The sequence below is a fragment of the Rhizobium sp. L51/94 genome (assembly GCF_019355555.1).
GTDB lineage: Bacteria > Pseudomonadota > Alphaproteobacteria > Rhizobiales > Rhizobiaceae > Rhizobium > Rhizobium rhododendri.
Genome location: NZ_CP072141.1, coordinates 1,056,251 through 1,069,106, shown reverse-complemented (window position 1 = coordinate 1,069,106; position 12,856 = coordinate 1,056,251). Strand labels below are relative to the sequence as shown.

General features: G+C 61.7%; 14 protein-coding genes. 9 read left to right on the top strand and 5 right to left on the bottom strand.

Going from position 1 to position 12,856, the window contains the following annotated elements; translation table 11 throughout:
- Window positions 1-140 precede the first annotated feature (140 nt).
- From gshB to rsmI, 4 genes are all read right to left on the bottom strand, one after another.
- Window positions 141-1,088 carry a glutathione synthase gene (gshB, locus tag J5274_RS05135; RefSeq protein WP_111216201.1) on the bottom strand — a complete coding sequence of 316 codons (948 nt, stop codon included), beginning with the start codon at window positions 1,086-1,088 and terminating at the stop codon, window positions 141-143.
- A gap of 115 nt (window positions 1,089-1,203) precedes the next feature.
- Window positions 1,204-2,193, bottom strand: coding sequence for an endonuclease/exonuclease/phosphatase family protein (locus J5274_RS05130; protein WP_142823737.1), 990 nt, complete (start codon window positions 2,191-2,193; stop codon window positions 1,204-1,206).
- A gap of 78 nt (window positions 2,194-2,271) precedes the next feature.
- Window positions 2,272-2,640 carry a YraN family protein gene (locus tag J5274_RS05125; RefSeq protein ID WP_142823736.1) on the bottom strand — a complete coding sequence of 123 codons (369 nt, stop codon included), beginning with the start codon at window positions 2,638-2,640 and terminating at the stop codon, window positions 2,272-2,274.
- Complete coding sequence (rsmI, locus tag J5274_RS05120) at window positions 2,630-3,550, bottom strand: 16S rRNA (cytidine(1402)-2'-O)-methyltransferase (RefSeq protein WP_142823735.1); 921 nt, start codon at window positions 3,548-3,550, stop codon at window positions 2,630-2,632. The genes J5274_RS05125 and rsmI overlap by 11 nt, the downstream gene beginning before the upstream one ends.
- A 139-nt stretch (window positions 3,551-3,689) precedes the next feature.
- Here rsmI and dnaN point away from each other — a divergent pair, with 139 nt between their 5' ends.
- The 5 genes from dnaN (at window position 3,690) to J5274_RS05095 (ending at window position 7,269) form a co-directional block, all read left to right on the top strand.
- Window positions 3,690-4,919 (top strand): DNA polymerase III subunit beta, encoded by a 1,230-nt coding sequence (gene dnaN, locus J5274_RS05115; RefSeq protein WP_374108245.1) that lies wholly within the window; start codon window positions 3,690-3,692, stop codon window positions 4,917-4,919.
- Between the two features lie 124 nt (window positions 4,920-5,043).
- Window positions 5,044-5,637, top strand: a complete 594-nt coding sequence (pmtA, locus tag J5274_RS05110; protein ID WP_111216194.1) for a phospholipid N-methyltransferase PmtA — start codon at window positions 5,044-5,046, stop codon at window positions 5,635-5,637.
- 15 nt (window positions 5,638-5,652) lie between these two features.
- The gene (locus J5274_RS05105; protein ID WP_142823734.1) at window positions 5,653-6,246 is read left to right on the top strand and encodes a histidine phosphatase family protein; all 594 of its coding nucleotides are present in this window, start codon (window positions 5,653-5,655) and stop codon (window positions 6,244-6,246) included.
- On the top strand, window positions 6,243-6,959 hold the full coding sequence (gene pyrF / locus J5274_RS05100; RefSeq protein ID WP_219274782.1) for an orotidine-5'-phosphate decarboxylase: 717 nt from the start codon (window positions 6,243-6,245) through the stop codon (window positions 6,957-6,959). Before J5274_RS05105 ends, pyrF begins: the two co-directional genes overlap by 4 nt.
- 22 nt (window positions 6,960-6,981) lie before the next feature.
- A complete protein-coding gene (locus J5274_RS05095) occupies window positions 6,982-7,269 on the top strand; it encodes a DUF1330 domain-containing protein (RefSeq protein WP_142823732.1) in 288 nt (95 codons plus the stop codon).
- Window positions 7,270-7,350: 81 nt separating this feature from the next.
- On the opposite strand, the gene J5274_RS05090 is transcribed toward J5274_RS05095, so the two are convergent.
- Window positions 7,351-8,085: a transcriptional regulator NanR gene (locus tag J5274_RS05090; RefSeq protein WP_142824431.1), complete on the bottom strand. Its 735-nt coding sequence runs from the start codon at window positions 8,083-8,085 to the stop codon at window positions 7,351-7,353.
- A 197-nt stretch (window positions 8,086-8,282) separates the two neighbouring features.
- Between J5274_RS05090 and oiaX the strand changes: the two genes are divergently transcribed.
- The 4 genes from oiaX (at window position 8,283) to J5274_RS05070 (ending at window position 12,829) form a co-directional block, all read left to right on the top strand.
- A complete protein-coding gene (gene oiaX, locus J5274_RS05085; RefSeq protein WP_142823731.1) occupies window positions 8,283-9,539 on the top strand; it encodes a 3-oxo-isoapionate-4-phosphate decarboxylase OiaX in 1,257 nt (418 codons plus the stop codon).
- Entirely contained in the window at window positions 9,536-10,885 is a 1,350-nt protein-coding gene (locus tag J5274_RS05080; RefSeq protein ID WP_142823730.1) for a four-carbon acid sugar kinase family protein, read from the top strand. Before oiaX ends, J5274_RS05080 begins: the two co-directional genes overlap by 4 nt.
- Window positions 10,886-10,977: 92 nt before the next feature.
- Window positions 10,978-11,805 carry a phosphogluconate dehydrogenase C-terminal domain-containing protein gene (locus J5274_RS05075; RefSeq protein WP_142823729.1) on the top strand — a complete coding sequence of 276 codons (828 nt, stop codon included), beginning with the start codon at window positions 10,978-10,980 and terminating at the stop codon, window positions 11,803-11,805.
- Between the two features lie 82 nt (window positions 11,806-11,887).
- Window positions 11,888-12,829 carry a D-ribose ABC transporter substrate-binding protein gene (locus tag J5274_RS05070; protein WP_142823728.1) on the top strand — a complete coding sequence of 314 codons (942 nt, stop codon included), beginning with the start codon at window positions 11,888-11,890 and terminating at the stop codon, window positions 12,827-12,829.
- Window positions 12,830-12,856 lie beyond the last annotated feature (27 nt).

Here is a 12,856-nt window from a genome sequence, read left to right as displayed (position 1 = left end):
GGCTAAATGCAATCTGGCATAGAAGATGGAATGAAACAAGAACAATTAATGAACAAGCACAGCCTCCCGCTGCAGCCAGGTTGCAGCGGGTTGCGGGGGCGGAACATATTACCGCTGGCGATTGAAAGTCGGGGTCTGTGTTAAGCGCGCTTGCGCTCGATGGCGTCCCAAAGCAGGCTGGCGATATCGGCACCGCCGAAACGCTTGACCTCACGAATGCCGGTCGGCGAGGTGACGTTGATCTCCGTCATGTAGTCGCCGATGACGTCGATGCCGACGAGCAGGAAGCCCCGCGCCTTGAGGGCCGGACCGATGCGGGCGCAAATCTCTTCTTCGCGCTTCGTCAGATCGGTCGCCTCGGCGCGGCCGCCGGCATGCATGTTGGAGCGGCTGTCGTGCTCGGCCGGCACACGGTTGATGGCGCCCACCGGCTCACCGTCGACGAGGATGATGCGCTTGTCGCCCTTGCGGACATCAGGCAGATATTGCTGGGCGATGAAGGGCTCGCGGAACAGCTGGCCGAACATCTCCAGCAGCGAAGACAGGTTGCGGTCATCGCGCGTCGAGTGGAAGACGCCGGCGCCGCCGTTTCCGTAGAGCGGCTTCAAGATAATGTCGCCCATTTCTTCGCGGAAGCGCCGGATTTCATCGGCATCGCGGGTGATCAGCGTCTTCGGCATCAGATCTTCGAATTCGGTGACGAAGATCTTTTCCGGCGAATTGCGGACCCATGCGGGATCGTTGACCACCAAGGTCTTCGGATGGATGCGCTCCAGCATGTGGGTGGAGGTGATATAACCCATGTCGAAGGGTGGATCCTGGCGCAGCAACACCACGTCCATCGTCGAGAGATCGATGCGCTCGGGCGCGCCGAGGTCGAAATGGTCCCCCTTGATGTCGCGCAGCACCATCGGTTCGGCTGTGGCATAGACCTTGCCGTCGCGCATGCTCATGCGCTCCGGCGTGTAGTGGAACAGCTTGTAGCCGCGCGCCTGCGCCTCGAGGCTCATGGCGAAGGTGCTGTCGCCTGCAATATTGATGCCCGACACATGGTCCATCTGGACCGCCACATTCCTGATCGTCACTATCGCTATTCCTTGCTCGATTTCTCGACAGATGTAGGTCGGCGGGCTTTCGAAGGCAACGGCTAATCAGGCAGCCGTCGGACTACGCATCAGTCTCAGCGTCCGCCTCATCGGCAGCTCAGAGAAAACCTGATATGTCACAGGCGATGATGTCGTGGTCGGAAAGCGGCTTGCCGTCAGCATCGAGCGACGTCACCAGCCGGCTGCCGGATATCGCAAGACCGCGGCTGAGGAACCAGTCGAGTTTCATGGCCCGGTCGGGAAAACGGGTGATCAGGCTTGGCCGGGTGCTGGCCTGGTCGAGCGGGCCGCCATGGCGCTCGAAGCCCCGGGCCGCCGCCATGGCAAACAGCGTGTCGGTCTCGAAGTTGCCGCCAGTGTGGTTGCCGGTGTTCAGGTCGCCGCCGATGAGGATCGGCAGGCCAGGCGCATAGGCCTCGACGGCATCGATCAGCGCCGCCACCTGGCGTTCGCGGTAGGGACCATCTCCGACGCTCTCGAGGTGAACCGAAACGGCGACGAAGGCCCCGGCCTCCGTATCGATCGTCGCACCGACTGCGCAGCGCTCGCCGATACGCGGCTGCTCCCTGGCATTGGAAAACCAGAGCGATTCCCCGGGCAGCCGAAAGACGAAAACATCCCGAAGCGGCGTGGCACCCAGGATTGCGTTGCCGTGAAAGCCTCTCGCGTTGGTGCTGTCGGTGCAATAGGAGCGCTCGATCTCGGAACCGAGACTGAGTTCCAGAAATTCGAGACCGTAGGCATAGGCCATGCCGAGTTCGGTCGCAATCAGCGCAGTCGGATCGGCCTGCGCGGTGCGAGCCATGCCATCGTCCATCTCCGATAACAGGACCAGCGGTGCCCCCAGCGCCTTCAGTTTCTCGGCGGAGGCCTGCGGGAAGAGGCAGCGCTCCATGTTCCATGCCGCGACCGTAAACGGAAAAGCCAATGGCGCAGCCGGGCTCTTTCCGCCGGTGCGCGCAGCGTTCATGCAGGGCAGCGATGCGATCGTCGCCTCGCAAACTGCCGGCGTCTTCTGCAGTGTCAGAAAGTGCTGACGCTGCTCTTCGGACGGTACCTCGAAGGCGGAAACGGTAGTGCGGATCATGATCGGGCTGTCCTCGGCGCATGGTGGGGGTCGCCGCGCCTTAGAGGCAATATATGACAGTTGCATGATGGGCCGGGTTCAGAAAGCGTCGCGGAAATGCCTCGGCCAGCGGCCGGGCAGGATCGCAACAATATCGTAGCGCTGCGACAGGCGCCCGAAATCCGGCTGCTGGGCAAGCCACAGGTCGCTGGCGGCACGGATGCGGCGCTGAGAGGAAAATGAGACGGCGTCGATCGCCGCCTGTTCGCCGTGCCTTGCCTTGACCTCCACGAACACAGCAAGATCGCCCTTACGGGCAACGATATCGATTTCGCCAAGGACTGTCTTGTGGCGGATGGCGACGATGCTGTAGCCTTTGCAGGCGAGATAGAGCGCGGCGAGGTATTCCGAGAGATGCCCCCGGCGCCAGGCCTTGCGCCGTTTCCGGCGCTCGCCGCTATCGTCCATCGACCCTCGCCTTCATGGCGAGCAGCCTCTGGTAGAGATCCCGGCGCGGAAGGCCGGTGATCCGGGCCGCTTCGGCGGCCGCCTTGGCGGTCGGCATCTCACGGGAGAGATCGAGAAGGATTGCCTCGACATCGGCCTCCGGCGTGGCGATCTCCGGCGGCGGCCCGATCACCAGGACGATCTCGCCCTTGACGTTATCAACGGAATGATAATGCGCTGCCAGTTCGGAGAGCGTGCCGCGACGAAATTCCTCGAAGGTCTTTGTCAGTTCGCGGCAGACAGAGGCTTTGCGGTCGACACCTAGCACATCGGCGGCAGCAGTCAGGGTTGCGGCGATGCGATGGGGAGATTCGAAGAACAGCAGAGTAGCCGGAACCGAGGAGAGTGCTGCCAACCGGTCACGGCGGGCCTTGTCCTTGACCGGCAGGAAGCCCGCAAAGAAGAAGGCGTCGTTCGGAAGACCGGAGCCAACCAGGGCCGCGAGGGGGGCCGAGGCGCCCGGAATAGGCACGACGCGGTAGCCGGCATCGATCGCCTGCAGCGCCAGCCGGTAGCCGGGATCGGAGACCAGCGGCGTACCGGCATCCGACACCAGCGCCACGGACCGACCGCCGGCCAGTGCTGCCAGCAATTTCGGACCCGCCTCATCGGCATTGTATTCATGGTACGCGTAGGGGCGATTGTGGATACCGTAGCGATCGAGCAGCACCCGGGTGACGCGGGTATCCTCGCAGGCGAGCACGTCGGCTCCGGCCAGCGTTTCCAGCGCCCGCAGCGTGATATCGCCGAGATTGCCGATCGGCGTGGCGACGAGATAAAGCATTGGCTCGAGCGGGCGGGCCGGCACGGTCACGTTGTGCAACCTGAAACTACGCCCCTTGGCGACTTCGCTCGAAATCTCGTCGTCCATGCCCTGATATGCCCTTCCTGAAGTTGGGTCTTTATGGGCGAGGCGCACGGCTTCGGCAAGGGAGCGTGGAATCCTGTGTGCTTTGAAGACGAAATGGGGGAAATGAACCCGGCGTCGGCGCTATACCTCTTGCTTTCACATGCGGATTTCTGCCACTTTGCCGGTCCACTCCTCCGGGCCGGACCCGGGCGAGAATTTTTTGGGCATCGTCTCGACGCCCGGACAGTCACGGTCGAAAGCGGTAGCATCCATGCGTATTACTATTGAGCGGTCCCACCTTTTGAAATCGCTGAACCACGTCCATCGCGTGGTGGAGCGCCGCAACACTATTCCGATCCTGTCGAACGTGCTTTTGAAGGCAGAAGGCTCGACGCTGGACATGAAGGCGACCGACCTCGATCTCGAAATCACCGAGGCGACGCCAGCCAATGTCGAGCAGCCCGGCGCGACGACCGTTCCGGCGCACCTTCTCTACGACATCGTCCGCAAGCTTTCCGACGGCTCCGAAGTTTCGTTGTCGACCAATGCCGATGGCGGGTCCATGACGGTCGCTTCCGGCCGCTCGAAGTTCACCCTGCAATGCCTGCCGCAATCGGACTTTCCGGACCTGACCGCCGGCACGTTCAGCCACAAGTTTCCGCTGAAGGCGGCAGAACTCAAGATGCTGATCGACCGGACGCAATTTGCCATCTCCACCGAAGAAACCCGCTATTACCTCAACGGCATCTTCTTCCACACCATCGAAAGCGGCGGTGGGCTGAAGCTGCGCGCCGTTGCGACCGACGGTCACCGCCTGGCGAGGGCCGATGTCGATGCGCCTTCCGGCTCCGAGGGTATGCCCGGCATCATCATTCCCCGAAAGACGGTGGGCGAACTCCAGAAGTTGATGGACAATCCCGACGTGATCGTCACGCTGGAAGTGTCCGATGCCAAGATCCGCCTGTCGGTCGGCAACATCGTGATGACGTCGAAGCTGATCGACGGCACCTTTCCCGATTACCAGCGCGTTATTCCGGCCAACAACGACAAGGAAATGCGCGTCGATTGCCAGACCTTCGCACAGGCTGTAGACCGCGTCTCGACGATCTCTTCCGAACGCGGCCGCGCCGTGAAGCTGGCGCTGACGGAGGGGCAGCTGCTGCTCACCGTCAACAACCCGGATTCCGGCAGCGCCACCGAAGAAGTTGCCGTCGGCTATGAAACCGAACCGATGGAAATCGGCTTCAATGCCAAATACCTGCTCGACATCACCGCGCAGCTCTCCGGCGACGAAGCCATCTTCCTGCTGGCGGATGCAGGCTCGCCTACCCTTATTCGCGATACGGCCGGTGACGATGCGATCTATGTCCTGATGCCGATGCGGGTCTAGGCAAGACAGGCACCGGCGCGAGGATGGGCCGAGCGATGCTTCGCCCCCCTTTTCGTGACGGGTCTACGAGATCGAGGCGGGCAGAGTGCCCCTCTCCGCTTTTAAATGCTCGTGGAGAATACCTATGGCGCTACGCCTGAAGGAACGTCTGGGAAAGAAATTCGACGAGGAAATCCGTTTCTTCAAGGGAATGATGCAGGGGCCGCGAACCGTCGGCTCGATCGCCCCGACCTCGACGATCACCGCCCGCAAGATGGCAAGCGTCATCAATCCGCACTCCGGTCTGCCCGTTCTAGAACTAGGACCTGGAACCGGTGCCATCACCAAGGCAATTCTCGCGCGCGGCATTGAACCCGAGAAGCTGATCGCGATCGAGTACTCGACCGACTTCTTCAACCATCTGGTCAAGCGCTACGCCGGCGTGCATTTCATCAACGGCGACGCTTTCGATCTCGACAAGACGCTCGGAGTGCTCAACGGACAGACGTTCGATTGCGTCGTTTCCGGTATCCCGTTGCTGAATTTCCCGATGCAGGCGCGCGTTGCGCTACTGGAGAGCCTGCTCGACCGAATGCCGCCGGGCCGACCGGTGGTACAAATCTCCTATGGTGCCGTCTCGCCGATCATAGCCCGGCCCGACCGCTACCACATCAAGCATTTCGATTTCATCGTCCGAAATATTCCGCCGGCGCAGCTCTGGATCTACAGCCGCGGCTGATCCCGGGAGCGTCAGATGTTTGGTCTCTACATTACGCATCCGCAGGTGCAGATCGACCCCGATGTTCCGGTGCCGCAATGGGGACTTTCGGATCTCGGTCGTGCGCGCACCGGGCAAGCGGCCGCCCAACCGTGGGCAGCAACGCTCGGGCGCATTGTGTCCAGCGATGAAACCAAGGCCATCGAAACCGCAAACCTGCTGGCAACCGCGGCCGGTCTTACGGTCGAGATCGTTGGCGGCATGCACGAAAACGACCGGTCTGCCACCGGGTTCCTGCCACCAATGGCTTTCGAGGAAGCGGCCGACTGGTTCTTCGCCCATCCGGATGAGAGTTTTCGCGGCTGGGAACGGGCTACCGATGCGCAGGCAAGGATTGTCGGGGCAGTTGATGCGGTGCTTGACGCTCACGATCCCAGCACGCCGATTGCGTTCGTCGGCCATGGCGGGGTGGGAACCCTGCTGAAGTGCCATCTGATGGGCCGGGCAATCGGCCGTGACGGCGACCAGCCGGCAGGTGGAGGTAATCTTTTCGCCTTCGATCTTGCGAACGGGTCTGTCGCATGCGACTGGACGCCAATGGAAGACTGGCAGGGATGGGTTGGACGATGACGACAGAAACAGCGCGCGACCGGCTGATCGTCGGCCTGGATGTACCGAACCTGAAAGAGGCCGAGGCGCTGGTCTCGACGCTCGGCGACGACATCCTGTTCTACAAGATCGGCTACCAGCTGGTGTTTGCCGGCGGCCTTGAGTTTGCGCGCGAGCTCGAACAGAGCGGCAAGAAGATCTTTCTCGACATGAAGCTGCTCGACATCGACAACACCGTTGCATCCGGCGTCGAGAACATCGCCAAAATGGGCATGTCGATGTTGACGCTGCACGCCTACCCGAAGGCAATGCGGGCTGCTGTCAAGGCTGCGGAAGGCTCGGGCCTCTGCCTGCTCGGCGTCACCGTCCTGACCTCGATGGATGGCGACGACATGCTGGAGGCCGGCTATTCGTCCAATCCGCATGCGCTGGTGATGCGGCGCGCCGAACAGGCCCGTGATGCCGGCATGGGCGGTATTGTCTGCTCGGCCGAGGAATCCACTGCAGTTCGCGCCATCATCGGACCGGACATGGCGCTGGTAACCCCTGGCATTCGCCCCATAGGCAGCGACGCCGGCGACCAGAAGCGGGTGATGACGCCCGCCGATGCGATACGCGCCGGCTCCAGCCATCTCGTCGTCGGCCGGCCAATCGTCAAGGCGCCCGATCCGAAGGCTGCGGCCCGCGCCATTCTCGACGAGATGCTGACGGCGCTCTGGCCCGCCAACCACTGAGATTTCAACGAGGAGGAAAACCATGGCCAAGGGATACTGGATCGCACGCGTCGACGTCCACACACCGGAGCGCTACGGCGAATACATTGCGGCCGCAAAGCCGGCGTTTGAGCGCTACGAGGCGAATTTCATAGCGCGCGGCGGAAAATTCGTCGAACTGGAGGGGACGGCACGCGGTCGCAACGTGGTCATCGAATTTCCATCACTGCAGCACGCGGTCGATTGCTACAACTCACCGGAGTATCAGGTCGCAGCCAAGATCCGCCAGGAAATTGCCACCGCAGAGATGGTCGTGGTCGAAGGCGTTTAGCCAGCCAAGGTTTGGGCGAAAAGGCGTAGCCTCGGAATCTGACGAATTGATTGCGCGGCAAAGAACATCGAGACTTTGCGGTTACCGATGGTCCGGCGCATCGCGCTGGCCGTTGTTCAGATAGAGGCCACGCGACCGCTCCAGATGCTTCAGCACCGAGGTTTCGGCCGCGTCGGCATCGTTGGCGGCAAGACATTGGAGGATTTCCTCGTGCTCGACGAGGGTGAATTTCTCCTTGCCGGTCCAGATCAGCATGTCGGTGTGATATTCCTTCAGCCAGGCGAGCATGGCCTCGCTCACAGCCACGAAGATCGGATTGGCCGAGATGCGGGCGATCCGCGTATGAAACTCCATATCGGCCGCGATGAAGGCATCGGCATTGCCGAGGCTGGCGCGCTGGCGATCGATAATGGCCTGAAGATCGGCAATATCCTCCGGCGTCGCCTCGGTCGCGGCCTGGCGAGCCATTCCGCGCTCGAAGAAGATGCGGGCGCTTTTCAGATATTCGAGCGTCGCGGATGATTGCGACAGCATGATCTTGGCGGTCAGGTCCACCTGCTTGAAGATCGTCTTTGCCGTCAATTGCAGCACGCGGGCCCGTTCGCCGTGCGAGATCACCACAAGTCCCATGCTCGCCAGCGACTGCATGGCCTCGCGGATAGCCGGCCGGCCGACGCCAAAGCGCTCCATTAGATCGCGCTCCGACGGCATTTCGTCGCCGGGTGCCAGTTCACCACTGGTGATCATCCTTTCCAGACGGGCAAAGACCTCGTCGGACAGCTTGCGGCGGACGATGGGTTCGTTCGGTTGGTCCATGGATTCTTTCCGGCTCATCAAGACCCTCCCTTATGCACATTTCCCATCGTTTGGGAAAACGTCAATCGCGGAATGCATAGCCGTTCATCCCGACCGCTCACAAAAGTTTCTATTGCCTCAATGGAATACTCATTATACCAGTTGAGTAGTTGACGTCAGTCTTTTCCGGGATTGGCGAGAGGAGCAACCGAGATTTCATGCAGATAAAAGTCACCTACCGCATCGAAACGCCGGGCAGCATCGAAGCCATGGCGGAAAAAATCGCCAGCGACCAATCGACAGGCACGTTTGTTGCTGTTCCCGGCGAAACCGACGAGCTGAAGGCGCGCGTTGCCGCCAGGGTGCTGGCCATCCGGCCGCTCGAGGATGCCGCGTTTCCTAGCTGGCCGGAAGCGGCTGCCGGACATGGCCCGATCCGCCGCGCCGATGTCGACATCGCATTTCCGCTGGACGCTGTTGGCACCGACCTCTCGGCGCTGATGACCATTGCCATCGGCGGCATCTTTTCGATACGCGGGATGACCGGCCTGCGGGTCGTCGATGTCGATCTGCCGGAGCCCTATCGGGATGCCTATCCCGGCCCGCAGTTCGGCGTGGCCGGCAGCCGCCGGCTCACCGGCGTTTACGACAGGCCGATCATCGGCACCATCGTCAAGCCGGCGCTGGGCCTTCGTCCGATGGAGACCGCAGCCCTGGTCGGCGAGCTGATCGAATCCGGCGTCGACTTCATCAAGGACGACGAGAAGCTGATGAGCCCGGCCTACTCGCCGCTGAAGGAGCGGGTCGCGGCCATCATGCCGCTAATCCTCGATCACGAGCAGAAGACCGGCAAGAAAGTGATGTACGCCTTTGGCATCTCGCACACCGACCCTGACGAGATGATGCGCAATCACGACATGGTTCTTGAAGCCGGGGGCAATTGCGCCGTCATCAACATCAATTCGATCGGCATGGGCGGCATGCTGTTCCTGCGCAAGCGCTCCGGCCTCGTGCTACACGCCCATCGCAACGGCTGGGACGTGCTGACCCGCCACCCGGGCATCGGCCTGGATTTCAAGGTGTGGCAGAAATTCTGGCGGCTGCTCGGCGTCGACCAGTTCCAGATCAACGGCATCAAGGTCAAATACTGGGAGCCGGACGAGAGCTTCGTCGAATCCTTTGCGGCCGTGACCACGCCGATGTTTTCAGAGGTCGATTGCGCGCTTCCCGTCGCCGGCTCCGGCCAGTGGGGTGGCCAGGCGCCTGAAACCTATCAGCGCACTGGGCGCACCACTGACCTCATGTATCTTTGCGGCGGCGGAATCGTCAGCCACCCCGGCGGCCCGGCGGCCGGCGTGCGGGCCGTTCAGCAGGCATGGCAGGCAGCAGTCCGCGATATCCCGCTTGCGACCTATGCCACGGGCCATCCGGAACTTGCCGCCTCGCTGAAGAAATTCGGGGGCGAAGGGGAATGACCGTGCCTGCTCGAAGCGATCTGCTGCTCTCCTACTATGGCGACGACCTGACAGGTTCGACCGACGTCATGGAAGCGCTGGCTTCCAACGGCGTCGATACGGTGCTGTTCATGGACCAGCCCGATGAGGCGCTGCTTTCCCGATTCAGTTATTGCCGTGCCATCGGCCTAGCCGGCACCAGCCGCAGCGAGACGCCGGATTGGATGGAGGCTCATCTGACGCCTGCATTCAGGTGGCTAAAAAGCCTCGATGCCGCCATCTGCCATTACAAGGTCTGCTCGACCTTCGATTCCAGCCCCGAAGTCGGCAACATTGGCAGGGCGGTCGAAATCGGCAAATCAGTCTTCGATCAGCCCTTCGTTCCCCTTGTCGTCGGCGCACCGCAGTTGAAGCGGTTTACCGCGTTCGGCAACCTGTTTGCCGCCTACCAAGGCGAGGTGTTCCGCATAGACCGCCATCCTGTCATGAGCCGGCATCCGGTGACGCCGATGCGGGAGGCTGATCTCCGGATTCATCTCAAGGCTCAAACGAAGCTTTCAACAGCGCTAGCCGATCTTGCAGTGCTATCGTCGGTCGATGCCGACCGCCGGATCGATACGCTCGCCAGCGATTGCAGCGGCATGCTGCTGTTCGACGTCGACAGCGCCGAGAGCCAGGCGCAGGCCGGGAACCAGCTTTGGCGGATCAAAAGGGACGGAGGCTGGTTCGTCGCCGGTTCCTCGGGCATCGAATACGCGTTGCTCGCCGCCTGGAAAAAGACGGGTCTGACGACAGGGACGAGCGTCTTTCCGCTTCCCGGCAAAGCTGACCGGCTCGCAGTCGTCTCCGGTAGCGTTTCTCCGACGACGGAGCGGCAAATCCGCCATGCAACGGCCAACGGCTTTGATGGGATCGACCTGGACCCACTGGAATTGCTCGGCGAAGGTGGCAGTTCTGCCATCGAGCGCGCGGTACAGAGCGGTCTCGCCAGCCTGAAGAGCGGCCACAGTGTCATTCTCAACACCGCCCTCGGACCATCGGCCGATCGTGGCGGCGATATCGACCGGATTGCCGGAAGCCGCCATCGGCTCGGACGCATCCTGGGCGGCATCCTGCATCAGCTGGTCGCCGAGGAAAAACTCGGTCGGGCCGTGATCGCCGGAGGCGACACGTCGAGCCACGCGCTGAAGGAGCTACATGTGGACGCGCTGACGACGCTGCTTCCTCTGCCGCAGACCCCGGGGTCTCCGCTATGTGTGGCGCATGGAAACGACACCGCGACAAACGGCCTGCAGATCGCGCTCAAGGGCGGCCAGGTTGGTTCTGACGGTTACTTCGCCCAAATCCGCGATGGGCTCGCGGCCTGATTTGCCGCCAGATCACCCACTTACTGATATACTCATTGACTCATTATACCAGTTAGATATAGTCGCCTCACCAAACAGATTGGGTGAAAAACATGACTTCGATTGCACTCTTCGGCGCCGGCGGCAAAATGGGTTATCGGCTGGCCAAAAATCTCAAAGGTTCGCGGTTCGACGTGCGTCATGTCGAGATCAGCGACGCCGGCAAGGCGCGGCTGAAGGATGATCTCGGCCTCACCTGCCTTGATGTCGACGCGGCCCTCGATGGCGCCGATGTTGTCATCCTGGCGGTTCCGGACACGCATATTGGCAAGGTTGCCGCCGGCATCGCAGACAAGCTGAAGCCTGGTACGATGGTGGTTGCGCTCGACGCTGCAGCGCCTTTCGCCGGTCACTTCCCCGAGCGGCCGGATCTCACCTATTTCGTCACCCACCCCTGCCATCCGCCGATCTTCAACGACGAGACGGAGATGCAGGCGAAGAAGGATCACTTCGGCGGCCTGTTCGCCAAGCAGCACATCGTGTCGGCGCTGATGCAGGGCCCGGACGAAGCCTATGGCCTCGGCGAGGAAATCGCCAAGACGATCTGGGCGCCCGTCATGCGCTCGCACCGCGTCACCGTCGACCAGATGGCAATGCTGGAGCCGGGCCTGTCGGAAACGGTGGCAGCTTCGCTGCTCGTCGTCATGAAGCAGGCGATGGACGAGTGCGTCAAACGCGGCGTTCCGGAAGAAGCGGCCCGCGACTTCCTGCTCGGCCACCTCAACGTGCTCGGCGCCGTGATCTTCGGCGAAGTGCATGGCGTGTTCTCCGATGCCTGCAACAAGGCCATCGAGTTCGGCATTCCGGCGCTGATGCGCGACGACTGGAAGAAGGTTTTCGAACCCAAGGAGATCGCTGACAGCATTCAGCGCATCACCTGATACCAGGGAGAGCACCCGCTCTCCCTTCTTCGACAGCCCTGTCCGGGAAACGGGGCTGATTTTCACATCTGGGAGGATAATCATGAAACTGACACGCAAGCTCACCATCGCGGCCTTTGCCGGCGCTCTGGCACTCGGCACAGCCTTACCCGCGTTTTCGGCAGACCTCATCGCCATCATCACGCCGGCCTTCGACAATCCGTTCTTCAAGGCAGAGTCGGTCGGCGCCGAAGCCCGCGCCAAGGAGCTCGGCTTCGACACACTGGTGCTCAGCCACGACGACGACGCCAACAAGCAGTCGCAGCTGATCGATACAGCCATCGGCCGCGGCGCCAAGGCGATCATCCTCGACAATGCCGGCTCCGAAGCCTCGATCGCTGCCGTCAAGAAGGCCAAGGACGCCGGTATCCCCTCCTTTCTCATCGACCGCGAGATCAATGCCACCGGCATCGCCGTCTCGCAGATTGTCTCGAACAACTACCAGGGCGCACAACTCGGCGCTGAGGAGTTCGTCAAGCTGATGGGCGAAAAGGGCAGCTATGTCGAATTGCTCGGACGGGAAGCCGATCTCAACGCCGGCATCCGCTCCAAGGGCTATCACGACGTCATCGATGACTATCCTGACATGAAGATGGTCGCCCAGCAGTCGGCCAACTGGAGCCAGACGGAAGGTTATTCCAAGATGGAAACCATCCTGCAGGCCAATCCGAAGATCCAGGGCGTCATCGCCGGCAACGACACCATGGCCATGGGCGCGATTGCAGCGCTGCAGGCTGCCGGCCGCAAGGATGTCATCGTCGTCGGCTTCGACGGCTCCAATGACGTCCGCGATTCGATCAAGGCGGGCGGCATCAAGGCTACGGTCATGCAGCCAGCCTATGCGCAGGCTCAGATGGCGGTCGACCAGGCAGCGGCCTACATCAAGGACAAGACCGCGCCGAAGGAAGAAAAGCAGCTGATGGATTGCGTGCTGATCAACGCCGCGAACGCCGACAAGCTCGAAACCTTCGCCCTGAAAAACTGATCTCACAGGACTGACATCGACGGAGAG

Coding starts and splice junctions, on each gene's coding strand:
- J5274_RS05075 (WP_142823729.1), top strand. CDS start 10,978: ATGACTTCGATTGCACTCTTCGGCGCCGGCGGCAAAATGGGTTATCGG.
- dnaN (WP_374108245.1), top strand. CDS start 3,690: ATGCGGATTTCTGCCACTTTGCCGGTCCACTCCTCCGGGCCGGACCCG.
- J5274_RS05105 (WP_142823734.1), top strand. CDS start 5,653: ATGTTTGGTCTCTACATTACGCATCCGCAGGTGCAGATCGACCCCGAT.
- J5274_RS05080 (WP_142823730.1), top strand. CDS start 9,536: ATGACCGTGCCTGCTCGAAGCGATCTGCTGCTCTCCTACTATGGCGAC.
- rsmI (WP_142823735.1), bottom strand. CDS start 3,550: ATGGACGACGAGATTTCGAGCGAAGTCGCCAAGGGGCGTAGTTTCAGG.
- J5274_RS05090 (WP_142824431.1), bottom strand. CDS start 8,085: ATGGACCAACCGAACGAACCCATCGTCCGCCGCAAGCTGTCCGACGAG.
- J5274_RS05070 (WP_142823728.1), top strand. CDS start 11,888: ATGAAACTGACACGCAAGCTCACCATCGCGGCCTTTGCCGGCGCTCTG.
- pmtA (WP_111216194.1), top strand. CDS start 5,044: ATGGCGCTACGCCTGAAGGAACGTCTGGGAAAGAAATTCGACGAGGAA.
- J5274_RS05125 (WP_142823736.1), bottom strand. CDS start 2,640: ATGGACGATAGCGGCGAGCGCCGGAAACGGCGCAAGGCCTGGCGCCGG.
- J5274_RS05095 (WP_142823732.1), top strand. CDS start 6,982: ATGGCCAAGGGATACTGGATCGCACGCGTCGACGTCCACACACCGGAG.
- J5274_RS05130 (WP_142823737.1), bottom strand. CDS start 2,193: ATGATCCGCACTACCGTTTCCGCCTTCGAGGTACCGTCCGAAGAGCAG.
- oiaX (WP_142823731.1), top strand. CDS start 8,283: ATGCAGATAAAAGTCACCTACCGCATCGAAACGCCGGGCAGCATCGAA.
- pyrF (WP_219274782.1), top strand. CDS start 6,243: ATGACGACAGAAACAGCGCGCGACCGGCTGATCGTCGGCCTGGATGTA.